We start from the raw sequence: 20,538 nt of genomic DNA, 5'->3' as shown, positions 1-20,538 counted from the left end.
TTCCTTCAAGCCTCGATGCGCGCGATGTCGGCGAGCTCGTCCATGGCCCCGCGCAGCAGCGCCAGCAATCCTAGCCGGTTCTCGCGCAGAGCCCTATCCGGGTCGTTAACGGTTACCCGATCAAAAAAGGCATCCACCGGGGCGCGCAAAGGTGCGAGGGCTGCCATCGCGCCCTCGAAATCCTCGCGCCCGAGCGCGGCGCCCACTGCTGGCCGCGCGGCCTCAAGCGCGGCGGCGAGGGCGATCTCCTCGGGCGCGCGGAGGAGGTCGGGGATGATGGCGGCGGCGTAGCTCCGTCCGTCCTTCTTCTCCTCGATGCGCAGGATGTTCGCCGCCCGGCGATAGGCGGCCAGGAGGTCCATTCCCTCGGGCGTGGAGAGGAAGTCGCGCAGCGTGTCCGCACGGGCGAGCAGCCGGTTCAGATCGTCATCGCCCGAGGTGCCGAAGGCGGCGGCCACGAGGTCGTGACGCAGCCCCTCGGCCCGCATCTGCACGCGCAGGCGCTCGGCGAGGAACTCCACCACGCCCTGCGCGAAGGCCGCCACCATGGGCGGGTGCGGCGAATCGGCGGGCGGCTTCCAGCCGGCGTTCATACGCTCCGCCGCCACCGCCATGCCGAACTCCGGCGTCGCAGTGCTGCCCTGGGCCATGGGGTAGCCGAAGAAGGCCTCCGCCACCGCATTGGCCAGCGGCAGGCGCAGCCGGTTCTCGCGGACGATGCGGATCACGCCGAGCGCGGCCCGGCGCAGCGCGTAGGGGTCGCCAGAGCCGGTTGGGCGCTCGTCGGCCGCGAAGAAGCCGGCGAGCTGGTCGAGCTTGTCGGCCAGCGCGGCGGCCACCGCCACCGGCTCTGACGGCACGGCGTCCCCCGGCCCCAGCGGCCGGTAATGCGCGCCGATCGCCTCGGCCACGCGCGGGTCCTCCCCGGCGTGCAGCGCGTAGTAGCGGCCCATTACCCCCTGCAGCTCCGGGAACTCGCCGACCATGCCCGAGGCGAGGTCGGCCTTGGCCAGGCGGGCGGCGCGAGCGGCGAGATCGGGCTCGGCGCCGACCATGGGTGCGATATGCCGCGCCAGCCGCTCCAGCCGCCGCACCCGGTCGCCCTGGGTGCCGAGCTTCGCGTGGAAGACGGCGGCGTCGAGCTTCGGCAGGAAGGACTCGAGCGGCTGCTTGAGGTCGAGGTCCCAGAAGAAGCGCGCGTCGGAGAGGCGGGCGCGCAGCACCCGCTCGTTGCCGCCGACGATGGCCGCGCCACCGTCATGCGCCGCGATATTGGCGACAAGGGCGAAGCGGGCGGCGGGGCGGCCGTCCTTGTGGTCCCCCTCTTTATGACGAAGGGCGAAGTAGCGCTGGTTCACCCGCATGGTCGTCCGCATCAGCTCGGGCGGCAGGTCCATGAAGGCGTCGTCGATGCGGCCGAGCAGGGGGACGGGCCACTCGACCAGCCCGGCGACCTCGGCCAGCAACCCGCGGTCGGGCACCACCTCCAGCCCCTCGGCCTCGGCCAGGGCGGCGATGCCCGACTCGATCATCCGCTCGCGCTCGGCAGCGTCGGGAATGACGGAACGCTCCCGCAAGCCCGCCTCGTATTCCGCGGCGGAGGCGACGGGGAAGGCGCCGGGAGACTGGATGCGGTGGCCTTCGGTCAGATTCGCCGAGCGCAGGCCGTGCGCGGCATCGTCGCCCTCGGCGAGCGACAGAGGCACCACGGCGCCGTCGAGCACGCAGAGGATGCGCTGGAGGGGGCGGACCCAGATGAGGTCCGAGGTGCCCCAGCGCATCGACTTCGGCCAGGGAAAGCGGCGGATGAGGGCGGGGACGGCCTCGGCCAGCACCTCGGCGCTCGCGCGCGCGGGGTTTTGCAGGCGAAGAAGGAAGGAGGCGCCGGACTTCTCGGGGCGGGCGAGGATGGTCAGCCCCTCCGCCTCATAGACTGGCGCATCCGCTGCTCCGGTCGCCGCGCGCATGGCGGCAATGGCAGCTTCGGGCAGCGCGTGCTTGCGGGCGAAGCCGCCAAGCGCGGCCTCTGGGGCACCGAGGCGGGGGCCCTTCTCCTCGCGCTCGCTGGCCGGCGTCGCGGCGGGCAACCCCGCGACGAGCGCGATGCGGCGCGGGCCGTGCATGGTACGCGGGGCCTCCAGTGCCAGCCCGGCGGGCTTCAGCGCCTCGGCCAGCAGCCGTGCGAGGTCCTCAGCCGCGCGCGCCTGCATGCGGGCCGGGATCTCCTCGGAGAGGAGTTCGAGCAGGAGCTCGGCCATCAGGCGGCCTCCCCCGCCAGCCAGCCTTCGCAGCAGCGCTTCGCCAGCGCGCGCACGCGGCCGATATAGGCGGCGCGCTCCGTCACGCTGATGGCGCCGCGGGCATCCAGCAGGTTGAAGCTGTGGCTCGCCTTGATGCACTGGTCATAGCCCGGCAGCGGCAGCCCGGCGTCGCAGAGGGCGTTGCACTCCTCCTCCGCCTCCGCGAAGTGGCGGAACAGCACGGGCACGTTGGCGTGCTCGAAGGAATAGGCGGAGAATTCACGCTCGTTCCGCAGGAACACGTCGCCATAGGTGAGGCCGGCCGAGTTGAAGGCGAGGTCGTACACGTTCTCGACGCCCTGGATGTACATCGCCAGGCGCTCCAGCCCGTAGGTCAGCTCGCAGGAGGGCACGGCGCAGGAGATGCCGCCGACCTGCTGGAAATAGGTGAACTGCGTCACCTCCATCCCGTCGCACCAGACCTCCCAGCCCAGGCCCCAAGCGCCGAGCGTCGGGCTCTCCCAGTCGTCCTCCACGAAACGGATGTCGTGCAGCATCGGGTCGATGCCGATGGCGCGGTAGCTCTCGATCAGCAGGGACTGCGGATCGGGCGGGCTCGGCTTCATGATCACCTGGTACTGGTAATAGGCACCGAGCCGGTTGGGATTGTTGCCGTAGCGCCCGTCCGAGGGGCGGCGGCTCGGCTGCACATAAGCGGCGCGCCAGGGCTTCGGCCCCAGGGCGCGCAGCGTGGTGGCCGGATGGAAGGTGCCCGCCCCCATCTCCATGTCATAGGGCTGCAGGATGGCGCAGCCCTGGCGGGACCAGAAGGCATGCAGCGCCAGGATCATGTCCTGGAAAGGAAGCGGCCGGGCATCGCCTGGGGCGCTGGTCCGGGTCTCGCCCGCGGCGAGGATGGGGCTGGTCATGGCGCGGCCGGTATAGGGGCGGCTCCCCGCGCCCGGCAAGGAAGCCCCGGGCGCACGATAGGGCGACCACGGCGCCTTCCCGCTCAGTTCTGGGCCCGCGGCTCCAGAGGGGCTCGGCCCTCTCCGGACGTCCGAGGCAGTGCCTCGGACCCCGCCAGGGGACTGAGGCCCTTGGATCCCCGTCTGGCTTGCGCAGATGCAGTGAGTGGGGGCTGGTTCTTTCTTGGCACTCCTCCTGCGCGTGCAGTCACCTCGGGTCCATGACCCGAGGCACACCGGCCGCAGAGACGCTTCAAACAGGTAGAAAAAGATGATGGAGAGGGGTCCAGGAAGGGGAAGAGTTCCTTCCCCCTGTCCCTGGAATCCCCCGGGTCAGCCCCTCAGAGGGGCTCAGAGCCCGAGCCGATTCCAAGCCCCACGCGCCTCAATGGCCGAGAGCGCCCCTTCGGCCACGGCTTCCGGTGTCCAGCCCGTGCCGGGCGCCGCGCCCGAGAGCAGACGCCAGGGCAGGCGCGGGCGGCGGGCGCCGAGGGGGATGATTTTGGCCTCCTTGCCGAAGCGGCGCTCCACCTCCCCGCGAAGGTCGCCGAGGCGGTCCACCAGGCCGAGTTCCAGGGCGCGGCGGCCGGTCCAGAAGCGGCCGCTGAACAAGGGCTCGCCGTCTCGCTTCAGGCGGGGACCGCGGCGGGACTCGACCCAGTCGATGAACTCGCGGTGCAGGCCGGCCATGAGGTCGCGGAGGCGTTCCTGCTGAGCGGGGTCGGTGGGGCGGAAGGGGTCGAGGAAGGACTTGTCCTCCCCCGCCGTGACCAGCCGGCGCTCGATGCCCAGGCGCGCGATCGCCTCCTCGAAGCCGAAGCCGGAGGAGATGACGCCGATGGAGCCGATGATGGAGGTGGGGTCCGCCACGATCTCGTCCGCCGCACAGGCAAGCCAATAGCCGCCGGAGGCCGCCGCGTCCTCGACGCAGGCGATCACGGGCACGCCCTTCTCCCCGCCAGTTGCCGGATACGCGCGGCGATGAGCGAGGACTGGGCGGGGGAGCCGCCGGGGGAGTTGATGGCGAGCACGACACCCGCGAGGCGCTTCAGTGCGAAGGCGCGCTCCAGCACCGGATCGAGGGCGGCGGCAGAGAGGGTGGGGCCGGCGAAGCCGTTGGCGCGGGGGGCGATGACGCCCTGCAGCCGGATAACGGCCACGCGGGGGGTGCGGTCGAGGAGGGGGAACTTCATGGCCTCACAGGTCGCGTGCCCGACACAGGGTTCAAGGTTGCCGGGCTGCCTCCGAAACCGTACCGGATCGTGGCGGCATCGCCCCAATGATGCCGCTTGCACCGCACGCCGCACTGCGCGATTCCCGTCCCATGACCTTTGCCCGACGCGATCTTCTGGCGCTCCTTGGCGTGGCCGCCGCCATCGGGCTGATGACCGCCTATCGCCACGTCTACGTGGAACCGCGGGCCTGGGGGGCGATCTGCCTCGACCTTTCCCAGGCGCCCTTCGCCTGCCGACCGCGGGCGGCGCTGCTGTGGCTGCAGCACTGGCAGCTCTGGGGCGCGGGGGCGATGCTGCTGGGCTTCTGGGCCTTCCTCGGAGCGCCGCTGGCGGTGCGCGCCGCGGCCGTGGCACTGGGCGTGATCGCGGTGCTGAACTTCAATGCCACCTGGGGGATGATCGGAGCCGCGCTCGGCGCCTGGGCCTGGGTGGAGGCGAATGCGCGGGCGCAGGGCACCGCCCGGCGGGCGTGACCACGCCGCGCGCCCAGCCCTGGCGCGCGCTGGAGGGCGGGATCGAGCTTTGCGTGAAGGCGCAGCCGCGCGCGAGGCGGGCCGGGCTGGGCGGAGTCGCCCAAGGGGTGGACGGCCCGCGCCTGAAGGTCGCGGTAAGCGAGGCGCCGGAGGACGGGCGGGCGAATCGCGCCGTCTGCGCCCTGGTCGCGGAGGCGCTTGCGGTGGCGCCGTCGCGCGTTTCGGTGGCGCAGGGCGCGTCGTCTCGGGAGAAGATCCTGCGCATAGAAGGCGACGCAGCGGCGCTCGCGTCGCGCCTCGCCACACTTCTCTAGGCTTGCGAGGAAAAGCCGGCCTTCGGTCCGAGATGGACTTCCGGCCGGCCTCCCGCCCTGGTGGATCCTAGGCGAATCCCTGAACGCTCAGGCGGCCATCCGGTTGACCTTGCTCTCGGCGATGGCGGTCAATTTCTTGTCCGTCGCCTTCTCCTCCTCAAGGTTCTCCTCGAGCACCGCGGCGCAGTCGGCGCGGCCGAGCTGGCGGGCGAAGGCGACGAGCGTGCCGTAGCGGGTGATCTCGTAGTGCTCCACCGCCTGAGCGGCGGCGAGCATGGCGGCGTCGAGCACCTCCTTGTCGGCCACGTCGCCCATGATCTCCTCGGCTTCCTCGAGGATGCCGTCCATGGCGGCGCAGGTGACGCCCTTCACGGGCTGTCCGTGCATCTGGAAGACCTTCTCCAAGCGGACGATCTGGTTCCGCGTCTCCTGCAGGTGCAGCTCGAAGCCCTGGCGGAGCTGCGGGTCTGTCGCCTTGTCGATCATCTTCGGCAGCGCCTTCGTGATACGATTCTCGGCGTAGTAGATGTCCTGAAGGGTGTGGACGAAGAGGTCGTCCAGGGTTTTGATCGGCTTTGAAAAGAGGCCCATGGGGATCGCCTTTCTGGCTGGTTTCGGGGGTGGTCCGAGGAGGCCGCCCGCCCGGCGACTGGGACCAGAACGCCCCGCACTGGGAGTCCGTTGCGCCGCCCCTCCCCCAGCTCCCCTCCCCTTCAGTCCGCCCGCGCGACGGGGCCGACCCGCAGCAGGGGCGGTATGGCCAGACCGATCGCGCAGGCACTCCACCCCAGGGCCTGGAGGTTGTGCGAGCCCTCCATCACGGCGCTTGCGATGGCGCAGGCCAGCAGCGTGCCGCCCGCCAGCCATTCCGCCCAGCCGCCGCCCCGGCGCGGCAGGTCGCGCAGCAGGGCGCGGGCGATGATGGCGACGAGTGGCACCGCGAAGGTCGGGAAGGGGAAGTCCCGGTAGCGCGGGTCGAAGAGCAACATCAACTGCAGCAGGGCCGCGGTGAAGGTGAAGAGGAAGAGCAAGTCCTCGAACGCGAAGGCCCGCCAGTCACGGAACCACATCCGGCCGCGGAAGAGGGCGCGGATATTGGCGCTCGCCTGGGCACCGTTGCGGACGGGCTCCACCGGGTCGCCCGAGAGGCGGGCACCGGCGCGGCGGAGCAGCAGCACCGCGAGGAGCGACTGCCCGAGGAGGTTCACGATAGCCGCGAGCTTTAGGTGCTCGTCGAAGGCATAGGGCCAGCCGCCGCAGAAGGCGTAGGCGAGGGCGTTGCCGAGGGCGGCGGCCAGGAGCGCGAGCGGCCAGCCCGGGGCGCGGGGCCAGAGGCGGGCGGTAGCGGCGAACATCACGCCCGATAGCGCCAGCGCGGCGGCGGCGTACCAGGCCCACCAGGGGTTCTCCCGCACCGGGCCCGAGAGATCGAATTTCGGCTGCCGGTCGGCGGTCCAGAGGCCCCAGGCGGCGCCGACGGTGCCCTCGTTGCGGTATTTCCAGACCTGGTCGAAGGCCTCGATGAAGTTGTAGTCGAAGCCCTCCTCCTGGGAGAGCTGGATGAAGCGGCGCATGAAGACGGCCTGCTCCACGCGGGAGGGCACGGCGGCCTCCCGCCAGCGGCCGGCGCTCGGCCAGCCGATCTCGCCGATGGCGATGGGCTTGTTCGGGAACATCGCCTTCATCCGGCGATAGACGTCGCGCGTGTGGGCCATGGCGCGGTCCACGCCCAGCGGCTCGTCCTCCCAGTACGGCAGGATGTGGATGGTGATGATGTCCACGTGCTCAGCGAGTTCGGGGAACTGGGCCCAGAATTCCCAGACATCGGCGTAGGTGACGGGCTGGCGCACGGCGGCCTTCACGCGGTCGAGCTGGCGGGCCAGTTCCTCCACCGGCAGGTCGCGGCGCAGCAGCACCTCGTTGCCGACGACCACGCGCTCGACGACATCGGGGTGGCGGTTGGCCGTCGCGATCAGCGCCGCGATCTCCCGGTCGTTCTGGCGGAGGTCGCGGCCGAGCCAGGCCCCCTTCCACATCTTCAGCCCGTGTCGCCCCGCGATCTCGGCCACCTCGTAGCTGCCCTCGATGCTCGCGTAGCTGCGGATGGCGCGCACGCGCGGGGCGATGAGGGCGATGTCCTCCTCCACCTGGGCGGCGGTGGGGAAGATGTCGCGCAGGGGGCTCTGGCCGTCGCGGAAGGGGGCGAAGGAGACGCTGTTGAAGCGCGCCGACTGCATCGGCACGTCGGCGGCCTGCTGGCGGTTGGGAAACCACCAGAGAAGGATCGTCGCCAGCGCGGCCAAGGCCAGCGCGGCCGCGAGGGCGGGGACCGAGCGCGAGACGGGCGCGCGGACGGAGGCGGCGGCCGGGGAACGGGGGCTGGGCATGGGCCATCGGTGTAGCGGCGCCCCGTGGCCCGCGGAAGGCAGAGGCCGCCGGATTGCTGCCGCATTGCAACGGCCCATTGGAACCGTGCTCCCGCCGCCCCAACTGCCCCTGCCGGTATGAGGAGGCACGGCATGGCACGGGACGGCCTGAGCAACGACCAAGTGCGCGACCTCTTGCTGAGGACGCGGCGAATCGCGGTGGTCGGGGCTTCCGACAAGCCTGGGCGGCCTTCGAACGGCGTTTTCAACTTCCTGCTCGGGCGCGGCTACACCGCCATCCCCGTGAACCCAGCCCTCGGCGGGCGGAGCGTGCACGGGATGCAGTCCGTCGCCTCCCTCGAGGACGCGGCGCCGCTCGACATGGTGGATGTCTTCCGCCGCAGCGAGGATGCGGGCGCCGTGGTGGACGAGGCGATCCGGCTGGGCGCGAAGTCGGTCTGGCTGCAGCTCGGCATCTGGGACGACGCGGCGGCAGAGCGGGCGCGGGCGGCGGGGGTGACGATCGTCATGGACCGCTGCCCGGTCATCGAGTGGGGGCCGCTCGGCCTGCCGAACCGGATTCCCGCCGGGGCTTAGATTAACATCTTGAAAGGTTTCCCCCGCCGGGCCATCTCGCGCCCGTCGCGGGAACTGCCCGCCGCAAGGAGCCATGAGGGACATGACCGAGGAAGAGCGCCGCATTATCTCCGGCTACGTGGAGCGCGTCTCAGGCGCTGCCGCCGCGCAGCCGGCCGCGACCTCCGCCGGGCCCTGGGGGGCGCGCAGCGTCCCGAACACCCAGCAGGCGCCGAACCTGCCGCCGGTGGACCCGGAGGCTGATAGGCTGATCGCGGACCTGTTCACCCGCTATCCGGAGGCGCGTTACCGCATCACCCAGACCGCTTTCGTGCAGGAGGCGGCGCTGGTGCAGGCGCAGAACCGCATCCAGGAACTGGAGTGGCAGCTGGAGAACACGCAGCGCCAGGCCCAGGCGCAGGGGTCCCGCGGCGGGCTCTTCGGCGGCATGTTCGGCGGCGGCCGGCCCCAGCAGGTGCCGATGACTCCGCGTCCGCAGCCGATCCAGCCGCCCATGGGCGCGATGAGCCCCGGCATGATGCAGCAGGGCGGCGGCGGCAGCGGCTTCCTCGGCACGGCGCTGACGACCGCGGCCGGCGTCGCGGGCGGCATGGTGCTCGGCAACATGATGATGGGCATGTTCTCCGGTGGCGGCGCGCACGCGGCAACGGCAGCTGCGGGGGCCACGCCGACCGCTGATGCCGGTGGCGCTGGTGGCTTCGGGGAGCAGGCGGTGAGCACGCCCTCTTCCTCGCCCTGGACCGATCCGGGCTCGGCCGGGAACGACGCTTCCCCCGTGTCCGACCAGGGCGGCTGGGGGAACGACGCGGCCAGCTACAACGATGCTTCCGGCGTCGATAACGGTGGCGGCTACGACGATGCGGCTGGCTACGATGACGCCGGCGGCTTCGACGAGGATGTCTGAGCCATCAGCCCGGCTCATCGATCGGCCGGACTTTCGTTGACCGGCTCATGGGGCGCGGGGCAGCCTGCGTTCCATGAGTGATCTCAGGGGCCGCGTCCCCGACCTCGACCTCGATCTCCTCCGCTGCTTCGTGCAGGTGGCGGAGCGCGGCGGCTTCACCGCGGCGGCTCCGGCCCTCGGCCTCACCCAGTCCGCCATCTCGCTCAAGATCCGGCGGCTGGAGGAGCTTCTCGGCAAGCGCGTGCTGGAGCGAACCAGCCGCGCCGTGGCGCTGACGCCCCAGGGCGAGACGCTGCTCGCCTATGCCCGACGGATGCTGGCCCTGAACGAGGAGGCGGTGCGGCGCCTCGTCGCGCCCCCCGTTACGGGGCACCTGCGGCTGGGGGTGGCGGACCACTTCGTGCCGCGCAATCTCGCCCCGCTGCTCGCCCGCTTGTCCCGCTCCCATCCCGGCATCCGGCTGGAGGTGGAGGTCGGGCGCTCCCACGAGCTGCGGCGGGCAATGGAGGCGGGCTCGCTGGACCTCGTGCTCGGCAAGCGGCGGGATGGGGAGAGCGAGGGCGCGCCCCTCTGGACCGAGCCGGTGATCTGGGCCGCCGCCCCCGGCTGGGCGCCGCCCGAGGAAAGGCCCCTGCCGCTGGCCATGCTGCCGGCGGGCTGCATGTTCCGCGACCGCGCCCTGGCCGCCCTCGCCCGCGCCGGGATGGGCTTCGAGATCACCTATACCTCCCCGAGCCTGCTCGGCGTCGCCGCGGCGGCGCAGGCGGGGCTGGGCGCGACGGTCATCGGCGCCTCCGGTCTGCCGGAGGGGCTGGCACCGCTGGAGGGACTGCCGCCGCTCGGGGTGGCGGAAATGGCGGTCTTCGGCGACCTCGCGCGCCTCGCGCCGCTGGCCGGCCCGCTGGTCGCGGCCATCCGCGAAACCGTGCCGCAGGCGGCGCCGCTCGCCGCCTGACGGATCTGCGAATCGCGCATTTGACGGAGCTCGGGGCGCGGGCGCAGCTTTGGGGGATGACCGACGCCGCTGCCCCCGCCCGCGCCCAGCCCAACCGGGACTGGCGGATCATCGGGCTCATCGGGACCGGGCACTTCCTCTCACATTTCTACATGCTCTGCCTCGCGCCGCTCTTCCCCATCTGGCGGGAGGAGTTTGGCGTCTCCTACGCGGTGCTGGGCCTCTCGGTCGCGCTCATGGCCGCCATCACGGGGCTGTTGCAGACACCGATCGGCTTCCTTGTGGACCGGCACGGGGCGCGGCCCTTCCTGGTGGGCGGCACACTGCTCATGGCCCTCTCGATCGCGGCCATGGCTTTCGCACCGAATTACTGGGTGATCCTGGCGCTGGCGATCGCGTCCGGCATCGGCAACTCGGTGATCCACCCGGCCGACTACGCCATCCTGGGCAGCAGCATCAGCGAGACTCGGATCGGCCGGGCCTTCGCCATGCACACCCTGACCGGCAATCTCGGCTTCGCGGCGGCCCCGCTCGCGATCGGGCTGATGACGCAGACCATGGGCCTCGGCTGGCGGCCGGCGCTGCTGGTGGCCGGGCTGGTCGGCGTGCCCGTGGTGGGCGCCATCGTCATGCAGTCCCGCATCCTTCAGGACCAAGTGCGGGTGAAGAAGGCGGGCGCGCCGCTCGGGCGGGAGGTGCTGCTCTCGCGCACCATGCTGATGTTCTTCGCCTTCTTCCTTCTCTCCGCCATGGCGGGGGTCGGCGTGCAGTCCTTCCTCGTCGCCCTGCTGGACAAGCTCTGGGCGACGCCGCTGGCGGTCTCCTCCCTCACGCTCACGGGCTACGTGGTAGGCGCCACGGGCGGGGTGCTCGTCGGCGGGTGGTACGCGGACCGCTACACGAGCCACTTCACCTTCGTGACCGGCCTGACGGTGCTCTCCATCATCCTTTTCCTGGCGATCGGGCTGGTGCCGCTGCCGGACGTGGTGCTGCCCCTGGTGGCGCTCCTGGCCGGCGGGGCGCTCGGCGCCTCGCGCACCCCGCGGGACGTGATGGTGAAGCACGCCGCGCCGCCGGGGCAGATGGGCAAGGTCTTCGGCTTCATCTCCTCGGGCCTGCCGCTCGGCAGTGCGCTGACGCCGGTTCCCTTCGGCCTCATGCTGGACAATGGCGTGCCCTGGCTGGTGATGCCGACGGTCGCGGCCCTGCTGATTGCCTCGCTGTTCTGCGCGGGCACGGCGCGGGGCGGCGCGCTCCGCGCCGCACGGGCGCCCTCCCCTCTTCCCGCCGAGTAGGACCGGCTTGGCCGCACCTTTCGACCTCGCGCTCGAGGCGCTGGGCTGGGTTGGCACGGCCGCCTTCGCGACCGCGGGCGCGCTGACGGCGGCGCGCAAGCGGATGGACCCCGTGGGCTTTCTCCTCGTCGCGGGCGTCACGGCCTTCGGGGGCGGGGCGTTGCGGGACCTGCTGCTCGGGCTGCCCGTGGCCTGGCTGGGACGGCCGGACCTCGCGATCCTCGCGGCCTGCTTCGCCCTTGCCGTGTTCTTCGTGGCGCCCGCCCTCCAGCGGCGGGTGGCGCTGCTCCTCTGGGCCGATGCGGCGGGGATGGCAGTCTTCGCGGTGCTCGGCGCGGAGGTGGCGCTGCGGGCGGGGGCTGCGCCCTGGGTCGCCGTGCTGATGGGCGTGATGACGGCCAGCTTCGGCGGGCTGATCCGAGACGTGATTTGCGGAGAGATCCCGCTCATCCTCCGGCGCGAGATCTACGCGACGGCGGCCGCCCTCGGCGCGGGCGGCTTCGTGGCACTGGAGGCGATGGGCGCGGGGCGGACGGTTGCGATCGCCACCGGCGCGACGCTGGCCTTCCTCATCCGTGCTGCGGCACTTGGCGGCGGGTGGTCGCTGCCGGCCTATGGCGGGGCAGCGGCGGAACGGGGCGAGGAACCCTGAGAGCTTGGCCGGGGCCGGTTGGCGGTCCTGGCCTGACGCCTCTGGTGACCTCGGGGAGAGGAAGAAGGCATTCTTCCTCTCCCCACTCCCCTCACCATCATCTTTTTCTGCAAGCTGGAGGCACTCAGCGTCTGGTGCGCCTTGAGTCATGGACCCGAGGCAATCACCTGAACAGGAAAGGTACCGAGAGAAAGTCGGCACTCAGTCGTCGCATCCGCGACAGCCAGATGGGGATCCAAGGGCCTCAGGTCCTTAGCGGGCGAGGTCCGGAGAGGGCGGAGCCCTCTCTGGAATTACTCGTGCTGCCGGATCAAGACCTTCCACAAGGGCGGTGTCAGTCCCCGCTCTTCGCCACCGGAAGCGGCCCCACCGGCACTGGCTGCGGCCCCGCGCCGGCGATCGGCTGGCTGCCCATGGCGTTGCGCAGCTTCACCGGGTCCAGCTCGCCCTCCCAGCGGGAGATGGCGAGACAGGCGACGCCGTTGCCCACAAGGTTGGTCAGCGCGCGAACCTCGCTCATGAACTTGTCGATGCCGATGAGCACCGCAAGCGCCGCGATGGGGATGTCCGGGATGACCGAGAGCGTGGCGGCGAGGGTGATGAAGCCAGCACCCGTGACGCCGGAGGCGCCCTTGGAGGTCAGCATCGCCACCAGCAGGATCGTCATCTCCTGCCCGAAGGTGAGATGCGTGTTGGTAGCGTAGGCGAGGAACATCGTCGCCAACGTCATGTAGATGTTCGTGCCGTCGAGATTGAAGGAGTAGCCAAGCGGCACGGTGATGCCGACGACCTTCGGCGAGGCGCCGAGCGCCTCCATCTTGCGCATGATCTGCGCCAGCACGCTCTCGCTGGAAGAGGTGCCGAGGACGATCAGCAGCTCCTCCTTGATGTAGGCGATGAAGCGGAAAATCGAGAAGCCGCAGAAGCGGGCGATGAGGCCCAGCACCACGATCACGAAGAACAGCGCCGTCAGGTAGAAGGTGGCCACCAGCTCGGCCAGGCGTGCGAGGGAGCCGAAGCCGTAGGCGCCGATGGTGAAGGCCATGGCGCCGAAGGCGCCGACCGGGGCGGCCTTCACGACGATGTTGACGATACCGAAGAAGATCGCGCTGAGGGAGTCCACCGCGTGCGAGATCGGCTCGCGCAGGCGCTCGGGCAGGGCATTGATCGCGAAGCCCGTGAGCACGGCGAGCAGCAGCACCTGGAGAAGGTCGCCGTTGGCGAAGGCGCTGACGAAGGTGTCGGGGATGATCGCCATCAGGTGGGCAGCGACGCTGTCGTTGGCGGCGCGCTGGGCGAAGCCCTGGATGGCCGTCGCGTTCATCTGGCTGGGGTCGATGTTGAAGCCCTCGCCCGTGCGGAAGATCTTCGCGACGGCCAGCCCGATGAAGAGGGCGAAGGTGGAGACGACCTCGAAGTAGAGGAGCGCGCGCAAGCCCACGCGCCCGACACTGCGCGCGTCCCGCACGGAGGCGATGCCGTGGACGATGGTGCAGAAGACCACCGGGGCAATGATCATGCGGATGAGCTTGACGAAGCCATCGCCCAGCGGGCGCATCGCCGCGCCCGTCTGCGGCCAGATGACGCCCACGGCGACGCCGAGCACGATAGCGATAAGGACCTGCACGTAGAGCAGGGATAGGGCGCGTCGGATCATGGGGCTCCTCCCGGGCAGCAGGGGCCCTGCGCGTCGGCCCTGAGTTTCGGGAGGAGAGATAGGGCAGATGAAAGATACAAGACAAATGACCGAGCGGATCAGCGGCCGCGCGGCCAAGTCATGGCTCTACCAATCGTGCAACGATTATGATGAAATTCTTTTCACATTACTTCCTCTTCATTGGAGGACCAGCGCCGCACGGCCACGCGGACCATGAAACGGCACTAACCCACCTCCAGCCCGAGAAGTTCCGCGTAGCGCGGGGTCGCCTTGAGGCCGGTGCCGGTGAGGATCACCGCCACGCGCTCGCCGGGGCGCACCGTGCCCGCCGCAGCCAGCTTGCCGAGCGCCGCCGCCGCCTGGGCGCAGGTTGGTTCCACGTAGATGCCGGTGCGGGCGAGGGCGAGCGAGGCCTCGGCGATCTCCGCCTCCTCCAGCAGCACGCCGCCGCCGCCGCTGCGACGGAGGGCGGACAGCACCTCGCGCGGGCGGATCGGCTGGGCGATGGCCGTGCCCTCGGCAATCGTCGGGCGGGCTGCCACGGGCGGCAGGCCCAGCGCTTCGCGCGCGATGGGCCCGCAATTCGCGGGCTGGGCGGCGTAGAGCCGGGGCAGCCGGTCGATGGCGCCCGCCCGCAGCAATTCCCCGAAGCCAATGTCGCAGCCGAGCACGTTGGAGCCGGCGCCGCAGGGGATCACCACCGCGTCCGGTGCCCTGAAGCCGAGATCCTCCCACAGCTCGTAGGCGAGGGTCTTGGTGCCCTGGAGGAAGAAGGGATGCCAGTTGTGGCTCGCGTAGAAGAAGCCGGAGGCGGGATCGCGGCCCTGGCGCAGCGCCTCGTCCGCGCAATCCTGGCGGCTGCCGGGGGTGAGCTGGATCTCGGCCCCCGCCGCGCGGGACTGGACGGTCTTGGCGGGGGAGGTGCTGTCCGGCACCAGGATCCGCGCGCGCAGCCCGCCGGCCGCCGCATAGGTTGAGATGGCCGCGCCGCCGTTGCCGGAGGAATCCTCCAGCACCGCCGCGATCCCCTGGTCGCGCAGCAGCGAGAGCATGACGGCGGCCCCACGGTCCTTGAAGGAGCCGGTCGGCATCAGCCACTCGCATTTCAGCAGCGCGTCGAAGCCCCCGATCCGGCGCGGGAGCAGCGGAGTGCGCCCCTCCCCCATCGTGATCGGCTCGCGCGGGCGGAAGGGGAAGGCGGCGGCGTAGCGCCAGAGGCCGGGGGCGGCGGGGTCGATGGCCTCGCGGCCGATGCCCGGCAGGTCCGTCAGAAGGAGCGGCTGCCCCTCCTCGCCGCACCAGCGGGGGGTGTCGATCGGCCAGGTGCGGCCGCTACGGGGGTCGAGATACGCGGCCAGGGGTCCCTCCATCGCCAAGCGGGCGGCAACCTGTCTTGCGGCGGCGGGGCCCGCAAGGGATACCCCCGGGCATGACCGATCGCACCGATGCCGAAGCCGTTGCCGCCCTTGCCGCCGAGCTCATCCGGATCGACAGCCGCTCCTTCGTGACCAACCTGCCGGTGGCGGAGCGTATCGAGGCGCTACTCGGCGATTTCGAGGTCGAGCGGCTGGACTACAAGGACGCGGCGGGCGTGGCCAAGCGCGCCATCGTCGCGCATCGCGGCGGGCCGGGTGGCCTGGCGCTTTCGGGCCATATGGACACGGTGCCCGACACAGGGTGGGAGGAGGACCCCTTCTCCGGCCGCGTGGACGACGAGGGGATGATGCACGGTCTCGGCGCGGCCGACATGAAGGGGCCGGTCGCCGCCTGCATCGTCGCCGCGCGCGGCCTGCCCGCCGACGTGCCGGTGACGCTGCTGCTCTCGACGGACGAGGAGACCACGAAGGCCGGCGCAGCCCTCATCGCGGAGAGGTCGGATCTCGCCCGCCGCGCGGCGCTGCGCGGCATCATCGTCGCGGAGCCGACCGGCCTCGCGCCGATCCGCGGGCACCGCGGCACCGTCAACTTCGAGGCGGTGGCGACGGGCAGCCAGGCGCATTCCTCCACCGGCAAGGGCGTGAACGCGAATCTCGCGCTGATCCCCTTCCTCGCCGAGATGCGCGCGCTGCACGACCGGCTGCGCGAGGACCGCGCGGGCTGGGACGAGGCCTACGAGCCGCCCTTCCCCGACTTCAACATCGTGATCGACAACCACGGCACGGCGCTGAACGTGACAGCGGCGCGCGCGACGGCGCGGATGAAGTTCCGCTACTCCCGCGGCCTCCGGCCCGAGCCGGTGATCGAGGCGGTGAAGGCGGCGGCGGCGCGGGCGGGCCTCGCGCTGAACTTCGTGGTGGACGGCTCCCCGCCCGAGCTGCCGGCCGACCACCCGCTGGTCGCGGCGGCGGTAGCTGCGACCGGGCGGCCGGCTCGCACCGTGCCCTTCGGCACGGACGCAACGCGGCTGAATGCGCTGGCGCCCTGCGTGGTGCTCGGGCCCGGGGACATCGGCTTCGCGCATACCCCGCGTGAGAGGGTGCCGGTGGCGGAACTGGCCGCCGCCGTGCCCTTGTTCCGCGGGCTTCTCGCGCAGCGATAGGCTACCCCTCCCTGGTCGGGACTTCCGGCCGGTCAAAACTTTTTGACAGATAGAACGATCACCCGACCAACCGTGGCGGGCTGACCGGCGTTGGCATGTTTCGACGGCGGGAACGCCGAGGACTGTCTTCCCGGAGAGCACGGTTATGCCCGAGTTGCGTGAGATGATGGTGGATCAGCTGAAGGATGCCTTCAGCGCCGAAAAGCAGGCCATCCAGGCTCTTCGCCGGGCGATGCGCAAGGCGTCGGAGCCCCAGCTCAAGCAGGGACTGGAGGCGCATATCGCGCAGTCCGAAGAGCAGCGGGACCGTGTCGAGCAGGCGCTGGACAAGCTCGGCGCCCGCCCTGGCCGCAAGGTCTGCGAGGCGATGCGCGGCCTGGCCGAGGAAGCGCAGCACGAGCTGGAGGAGTACGAGAAGGGGCCGGTGCTGGACCTCGTGATCGTCGCCGCCCAGCAGCGCATCGAGCACTACGAGATCGCCGCCTATGGGACGATGGTCGAGCTGTCGAAGGCGATGGGCGAGACGGAAATCGCCGACCTGCTCGCGAAGACGCTCGACGAGGAGAAGGCGCAGGACGGGCTCCTCACTGAGGTGACGCGCTCGGCGATCCTCCCTGCGGCCCTCGAGATGGAACAGGCCGCCTGAACGGCGCGCTGTTCCGAATAGACACAACCAACAACAGCCAAGGACTTCACCGATGCAGGAAAGCACCCAGAGCCTCTACGTGACCGGCCTCGTCAATGCCCGCGCGCTCGAGACGCAGGCGATCGAGCTGCTGAGCCGCCAGGTCGAGCGGCTGGAGAACTATCCCGAGATGGAGGCGGCGCTGCGCCAGCACATCAAGGAGAGCGAGGCGCAGCGCGAGCGGCTGGACGAGATCCTCAGCTCCATGGGTGAATCGAATTCCTCGATCAAGGATTTCGTGACGGGCCTGATGGGCAACATGGCCGCCCTCGCCCACGCGCCGATGCAGGACGAGGTGCTGAAGAATCATATGGCGAACTACGCCTTCGAGCACTTCGAGATCGCCTCCTACAAGTCGCTCCTCGTCTTTGCCGACATGGTCGGCGACACGCGCTCCCCGACCGCGCTCACGCAGTCGCTGCGCGAGGAGGAGCGGATGGCGCAGTGGGTCGCGGACAACCTGGAGCCGACGGTGCGCACCTTCGCGACGCGCGCGGCGCAGGGCCAGAAGGCGGGCGTCTGATCCGGCGGGCCTCGCCTCCCCGACCCTTCAACCAAGCCTTCGAACCGGAGCAAAAAGCATGGATACGCTGAACTTAATGAACCGCCGCACGCTCGGCGTGGCCCTCGCCGGGGCCGCGCTCGCGGGTTGCGCCGCCTCGGCGGAGCCGGGGATGACGGCGCGGCAGATGGCGTCCAGCACTGACCCCGTCTCCCTGCGCACCACGGCCGTGCAGGGCGGTGCCTTTCTCATGCAGACGGCGCAGCTCGGCACCACCAAGGCGCAGCGGCCCGACCTGCGCCGCTTCGCGACTTTCGAGAACAGCGAGCAGCAGGGCATCGTGCAGGCGATGGCGGCCGTTGGTCAGGCCGTGCCCCCGCCCCCGCTGCCGGCCGAGAAGGCAGCGATGCTGCGCCAGCTCCAGGCCGCGAACGGGCCCGAGTTCGACCGCCTTTTCGTGATGGCGCAGACCCAGGGCCACCAGGAGGCGCTCTCGGTCTATAACGCGATCATCGAGAGCAGTGGCTCGACCGCGAGCGACAAGGCAATTGCCATCCTCGCCTCCGACCGCATCCGCGAGCACATCGCCTTCCTGCAGACGGCGATGCAGCGCGCCTGAGCATCAGGCCAGTACGAGGCGCGGCCCCGCCGGTGCGGGCCGCGCCTTTTTCATGCGCGCCGTGGCAGCGTGGCAGGCTTCGGATGCCGGTCCCGGCGCCGCGGACCATCGCTCCGAAATTCCCAGCGCCGACAGTCGGGAAGGTCCTTCCGCCCCGCCTAATTCTCCGGCCGCTGGCTGAGTGCGGGTGCCGCCACCGCTCCGGCGAGGCGGCTTCCCTCCCCGATGCGGATCGTGCCGTCCGGCTGGGGAACGGCCAGTGGCGCGACGAGAACCTGCGCGCTGCCCCCTGTGACGCCCAGGGCGCGCGCGACCGGCGGGGTGATATCGAGCAGCCGCCCCGCGCTGGCGGCGCCTCCAGGCTGGACCTGGATGAAGGTCGAGCGCCCGTTCTCAAGGTTCTGCACCCGCGCCGTCGTGCCCTGCGGCAGCACGCCGCTCACGCCGACCGCCGGCAGGTTCGCCAGCGCCGGGTCGTTGAGAACCTTCGCCTGTGTCTGGCGTGCCTTGCCGCTACGGTCGGCGGGTTCCCTCGGTGCGGCACGCGGGGCGATCTCGATGACGGTGCCCTCGCTCCGCTCCCTCGGCGCAGCCGCCACCGGCCCGGCCTGCAGGATGCCGGCGAGCACGACGAACAGGCCCGCCTTTCCGCGCAGCGTCATCTTTTTCCTCTCGGGACAGGAACGTCCTCGACACAGCCCCTTTCATAGCACTTCTCACGTGATCAGCGCACGCGGGCAGGAGCCGCGAGGGGCAGGGCGCAAAGAGCTTGCTCTTTCAATCCGGCGCTGCTGGAATCTCGCTGCAGGGAACGTGGCCCGGCGGGAACTCGCCGGTCAAAGGGAAACGACAGGGCGCAAGAAGCCCTGCACCGGGAAGGAACACGCATGCGCGCCATGATGATGGACGTGCCGCTCCTGACCACCTCGATACTCCGGCACGCGGCCGAGTATCATGGCGACACGGAAATCGTCTCGCGCCTGCCGGACGGCGCGCTGCACCGCACCAACTACGCCGAAACTTGGGAACGCTGCGCGCGGCTCGCGGGTGCCCTCGGCGCGTTTGGGCTCGCGCCGGGCGACCGGGTGGGGACGCTTGCCTGGAACGGGCACCGGCATCTCGAACTCTACTATGCCGTGGGCGGGGCCGGCATGGTCTGCCACACGATCAACCCGAGGCTCTTCCCCGAGCAGGTCGCCTACATCATCGGGCATGCGGGCGATGCCGCGCTCTTCGTCGATCCGTGCTTCGTCGGCCTGCTGGAGGGGATCGCGGACCGCCTCGAGCAGCTTCCCTCCGTGGTCGTGATGACGGACCGGGCGGGCATGCCGGCTTCGTCGCGGCTGCCGGACCTTCTCTGCTACGAGGATCTGATCGAGGCTGCACCGAAGGGCTTTGATTGGCCCGAGCTGGATGAGCGGGACGCCTGCTCCCTCTGCTACACCTCCGGCACCACGGGCGAGCCGAAGGGCGTGCTCTACAGCCACCGCTCCTCCGTGCTGCACGCCATGGCCGTCTGCGTGCCGGATGTCTTCGCGCTCTCGGCGCGCAGCGTGGTGATGCCGGTGGTGCCCATGTTCCACGTCAATGCCTGGGGCCTGCCCTATGCCGCGCCCATGGTGGGCGCCAAGCTCGTCCTGCCCGGCCCGAAACTCGACGGCGCCAGCCTGCACGCGCTGATCGAGGAGGAGGGCGTCACCTACACTGCCGGCGTGCCGACCGTCTGGATGGCGCTGCTCGACTGGATGCGGGACAACGGGCAGTCCCTCCACGGCCTGGAGCGCGTGGTCATCGGCGGCTCCGCCTGCCCGCCCGTGATGATCAAGCGCTTCCGCGCGCTAGGCGCTACGGTGGTGCATGGCTGGGGCATGACCGAGACGAGCCCGCTCGGCGTCGCGAACACGCCCAAGGCGAAGCACAAGGATCTGCCGGAGGAACGCCAGATTGAGCTGTCGGCGAAGCAGGGGCGGCCGCTCTTCGGCGTCGAGCTGCGCATGGTGGACGGGCATGGCCGTGACGTCCCGCATGACGGCACCGCCCGCGGCAGCCTCCTCGTGCGCGGCCCCTGGATCGCGGCCGGCTACTACCGCCAGCCGGATGCGCCCGCCTTCGCTCATCCCGGCTGGTTCGAGACGGGCGACGTCGTGACGATCGACGCGGACGGCTACGTGCAGGTGGTGGACCGCACGAAGGATGTCGTGAAATCCGGCGGCGAGTGGATCGGCAGCATCGAGCTGGAGAACATCGCCCTTGCCCATCCGGCGGTGCGCGAGGCGGCCGTCGTCGCCCGCCCCGACGAGCGCTGGGGCGAGCGACCGCTGCTGCTGCTCGTGCTGCATGACGGCATGTTCGTCACCTGTGGGGAGATGGCGGCCTTCTACGAGGGTAAGGTCCCGAGATGGTGCATCCCCGACGCCATGGTGGTGGTGCAGGAACTGCCCCACACCGCGACGGGCAAGCTCCAGAAGGCGCGCATCCGCGAGATGCTGCGGGCGGGCGAGTTGCCGCCGGTCATGACGGCATAGGGCGCAACAGCG

19 protein-coding genes and 1 pseudogene are annotated in these 20,538 nt (G+C 70.8%); 12 read left to right on the top strand and 8 right to left on the bottom strand.

From position 1 onward, the window contains the following. Window positions 1-5: 5 nt before the first annotated feature. The 3 genes and pseudogenes from glyS to D9599_RS18540 form a co-directional block, all read right to left on the bottom strand. Complete coding sequence (gene glyS / locus D9599_RS18550) at window positions 6-2,258, bottom strand: glycine--tRNA ligase subunit beta (RefSeq protein WP_198382775.1); 2,253 nt, start codon at window positions 2,256-2,258, stop codon at window positions 6-8. Next, window positions 2,258-3,091, bottom strand: coding sequence for a glycine--tRNA ligase subunit alpha (locus D9599_RS18545; protein WP_232480669.1), 834 nt, complete (start codon window positions 3,089-3,091; stop codon window positions 2,258-2,260). The genes glyS and D9599_RS18545 overlap by 1 nt, the downstream gene beginning before the upstream one ends. Window positions 3,092-3,559: 468 nt before the next feature. Further along, window positions 3,560-4,401 (bottom strand): annotated as a pseudogene (locus D9599_RS18540) (S49 family peptidase). Between the two features lie 131 nt (window positions 4,402-4,532). On the opposite strand from D9599_RS18540, the gene D9599_RS31450 reads away from it, so the two are divergent. Next, window positions 4,533-4,916 carry a hypothetical protein gene (locus tag D9599_RS31450; protein ID WP_232480663.1) on the top strand — a complete coding sequence of 128 codons (384 nt, stop codon included), beginning with the start codon at window positions 4,533-4,535 and terminating at the stop codon, window positions 4,914-4,916. Beyond that, window positions 4,913-5,230, top strand: coding sequence for a DUF167 family protein (locus D9599_RS31445; protein ID WP_309228654.1), 318 nt, complete (start codon window positions 4,913-4,915; stop codon window positions 5,228-5,230). Before D9599_RS31450 ends, D9599_RS31445 begins: the two co-directional genes overlap by 4 nt. An 87-nt stretch (window positions 5,231-5,317) precedes the next feature. Here the strand turns inward: D9599_RS31445 and D9599_RS18530 are convergent, their stop codons facing one another. Both D9599_RS18530 and D9599_RS18525 read right to left on the bottom strand, forming a co-directional pair. After that, window positions 5,318-5,821: a ferritin-like domain-containing protein gene (locus D9599_RS18530; RefSeq protein ID WP_198382772.1), complete on the bottom strand. Its 504-nt coding sequence runs from the start codon at window positions 5,819-5,821 to the stop codon at window positions 5,318-5,320. A gap of 122 nt (window positions 5,822-5,943) precedes the next feature. Beyond that, the gene (locus D9599_RS18525; protein ID WP_198382771.1) at window positions 5,944-7,617 is read right to left on the bottom strand and encodes a glycoside hydrolase; all 1,674 of its coding nucleotides are present in this window, start codon (window positions 7,615-7,617) and stop codon (window positions 5,944-5,946) included. A 132-nt stretch (window positions 7,618-7,749) separates the two neighbouring features. On the opposite strand from D9599_RS18525, the gene D9599_RS18520 reads away from it, so the two are divergent. From D9599_RS18520 to D9599_RS18500, 5 genes are all read left to right on the top strand, one after another. Further along, window positions 7,750-8,193, top strand: coding sequence for a CoA-binding protein (locus tag D9599_RS18520; protein WP_198382770.1), 444 nt, complete (start codon window positions 7,750-7,752; stop codon window positions 8,191-8,193). Window positions 8,194-8,275: 82 nt separating this feature from the next. Then, complete coding sequence (locus D9599_RS18515) at window positions 8,276-9,097, top strand: DUF2076 family protein (protein ID WP_198382769.1); 822 nt, start codon at window positions 8,276-8,278, stop codon at window positions 9,095-9,097. Window positions 9,098-9,170: 73 nt separating this feature from the next. Further along, window positions 9,171-10,052: a LysR substrate-binding domain-containing protein gene (locus tag D9599_RS18510; protein WP_198382768.1), complete on the top strand. Its 882-nt coding sequence runs from the start codon at window positions 9,171-9,173 to the stop codon at window positions 10,050-10,052. A 56-nt stretch (window positions 10,053-10,108) separates the two neighbouring features. Further along, window positions 10,109-11,347, top strand: a complete 1,239-nt coding sequence (locus D9599_RS18505; protein WP_198382767.1) for an MFS transporter — start codon at window positions 10,109-10,111, stop codon at window positions 11,345-11,347. Between the two features lie 7 nt (window positions 11,348-11,354). Next, window positions 11,355-11,999, top strand: coding sequence for a trimeric intracellular cation channel family protein (locus D9599_RS18500; protein WP_232480662.1), 645 nt, complete (start codon window positions 11,355-11,357; stop codon window positions 11,997-11,999). Window positions 12,000-12,333: 334 nt separating this feature from the next. On the opposite strand, the gene dctA is transcribed toward D9599_RS18500, so the two are convergent. After that, window positions 12,334-13,656 carry a C4-dicarboxylate transporter DctA gene (dctA, locus tag D9599_RS18495; RefSeq protein WP_198382766.1) on the bottom strand — a complete coding sequence of 441 codons (1,323 nt, stop codon included), beginning with the start codon at window positions 13,654-13,656 and terminating at the stop codon, window positions 12,334-12,336. 224 nt (window positions 13,657-13,880) lie between these two features. Then, window positions 13,881-15,026, bottom strand: a complete 1,146-nt coding sequence (locus tag D9599_RS18490; RefSeq protein ID WP_198382835.1) for a pyridoxal-phosphate dependent enzyme — start codon at window positions 15,024-15,026, stop codon at window positions 13,881-13,883. Between the two features lie 59 nt (window positions 15,027-15,085). Between D9599_RS18490 and D9599_RS18485 the strand changes: the two genes are divergently transcribed. The 4 genes from D9599_RS18485 (at window position 15,086) to D9599_RS18470 (ending at window position 18,001) form a co-directional block, all read left to right on the top strand. After that, a complete protein-coding gene (locus D9599_RS18485; RefSeq protein ID WP_198382765.1) occupies window positions 15,086-16,195 on the top strand; it encodes a M20 family metallopeptidase in 1,110 nt (369 codons plus the stop codon). Between the two features lie 145 nt (window positions 16,196-16,340). After that, a complete protein-coding gene (locus D9599_RS18480) occupies window positions 16,341-16,841 on the top strand; it encodes a ferritin-like domain-containing protein (RefSeq protein WP_198382764.1) in 501 nt (166 codons plus the stop codon). A 52-nt stretch (window positions 16,842-16,893) separates the two neighbouring features. Continuing rightward, window positions 16,894-17,403 (top strand): ferritin-like domain-containing protein, encoded by a 510-nt coding sequence (locus D9599_RS18475; RefSeq protein WP_198382763.1) that lies wholly within the window; start codon window positions 16,894-16,896, stop codon window positions 17,401-17,403. 58 nt (window positions 17,404-17,461) lie between these two features. Further along, window positions 17,462-18,001, top strand: coding sequence for a DUF4142 domain-containing protein (locus D9599_RS18470; RefSeq protein ID WP_198382762.1), 540 nt, complete (start codon window positions 17,462-17,464; stop codon window positions 17,999-18,001). Window positions 18,002-18,159: 158 nt separating this feature from the next. On the opposite strand, the gene D9599_RS18465 is transcribed toward D9599_RS18470, so the two are convergent. Further along, entirely contained in the window at window positions 18,160-18,663 is a 504-nt protein-coding gene (locus D9599_RS18465; RefSeq protein WP_198382761.1) for a hypothetical protein, read from the bottom strand. A gap of 225 nt (window positions 18,664-18,888) precedes the next feature. Between D9599_RS18465 and D9599_RS18460 the strand changes: the two genes are divergently transcribed. Further along, window positions 18,889-20,526 (top strand): long-chain fatty acid--CoA ligase, encoded by a 1,638-nt coding sequence (locus tag D9599_RS18460; protein ID WP_198382760.1) that lies wholly within the window; start codon window positions 18,889-18,891, stop codon window positions 20,524-20,526. The last annotated feature ends 12 nt before the right edge of the window (window positions 20,527-20,538 follow it).

It is taken from the genome of Roseomonas sp. KE2513 (assembly GCF_016107305.1).
Lineage (GTDB): Bacteria > Pseudomonadota > Alphaproteobacteria > Acetobacterales > Acetobacteraceae > Roseomonas.
This window is presented reverse-complemented; position numbering and strand designations above follow the sequence as displayed.

Coding starts and splice junctions, on each gene's coding strand:
- D9599_RS18490 (WP_198382835.1), bottom strand. CDS start 15,026: ATGGAGGGACCCCTGGCCGCGTATCTCGACCCCCGTAGCGGCCGCACC.
- D9599_RS18475 (WP_198382763.1), top strand. CDS start 16,894: ATGCAGGAAAGCACCCAGAGCCTCTACGTGACCGGCCTCGTCAATGCC.
- D9599_RS18510 (WP_198382768.1), top strand. CDS start 9,171: ATGAGTGATCTCAGGGGCCGCGTCCCCGACCTCGACCTCGATCTCCTC.
- dctA (WP_198382766.1), bottom strand. CDS start 13,656: ATGATCCGACGCGCCCTATCCCTGCTCTACGTGCAGGTCCTTATCGCT.
- glyS (WP_198382775.1), bottom strand. CDS start 2,258: ATGGCCGAGCTCCTGCTCGAACTCCTCTCCGAGGAGATCCCGGCCCGC.
- D9599_RS31450 (WP_232480663.1), top strand. CDS start 4,533: ATGACCTTTGCCCGACGCGATCTTCTGGCGCTCCTTGGCGTGGCCGCC.
- D9599_RS18530 (WP_198382772.1), bottom strand. CDS start 5,821: ATGGGCCTCTTTTCAAAGCCGATCAAAACCCTGGACGACCTCTTCGTC.
- D9599_RS18525 (WP_198382771.1), bottom strand. CDS start 7,617: ATGCCCAGCCCCCGTTCCCCGGCCGCCGCCTCCGTCCGCGCGCCCGTC.
- D9599_RS18480 (WP_198382764.1), top strand. CDS start 16,341: ATGCCCGAGTTGCGTGAGATGATGGTGGATCAGCTGAAGGATGCCTTC.
- D9599_RS18465 (WP_198382761.1), bottom strand. CDS start 18,663: ATGACGCTGCGCGGAAAGGCGGGCCTGTTCGTCGTGCTCGCCGGCATC.
- D9599_RS18545 (WP_232480669.1), bottom strand. CDS start 3,091: ATGATCCTGGCGCTGCATGCCTTCTGGTCCCGCCAGGGCTGCGCCATC.
- D9599_RS18515 (WP_198382769.1), top strand. CDS start 8,276: ATGACCGAGGAAGAGCGCCGCATTATCTCCGGCTACGTGGAGCGCGTC.
- D9599_RS18520 (WP_198382770.1), top strand. CDS start 7,750: ATGGCACGGGACGGCCTGAGCAACGACCAAGTGCGCGACCTCTTGCTG.
- D9599_RS18460 (WP_198382760.1), top strand. CDS start 18,889: ATGCGCGCCATGATGATGGACGTGCCGCTCCTGACCACCTCGATACTC.
- D9599_RS18505 (WP_198382767.1), top strand. CDS start 10,109: ATGACCGACGCCGCTGCCCCCGCCCGCGCCCAGCCCAACCGGGACTGG.
- D9599_RS18470 (WP_198382762.1), top strand. CDS start 17,462: ATGGATACGCTGAACTTAATGAACCGCCGCACGCTCGGCGTGGCCCTC.
- D9599_RS18485 (WP_198382765.1), top strand. CDS start 15,086: ATGACCGATCGCACCGATGCCGAAGCCGTTGCCGCCCTTGCCGCCGAG.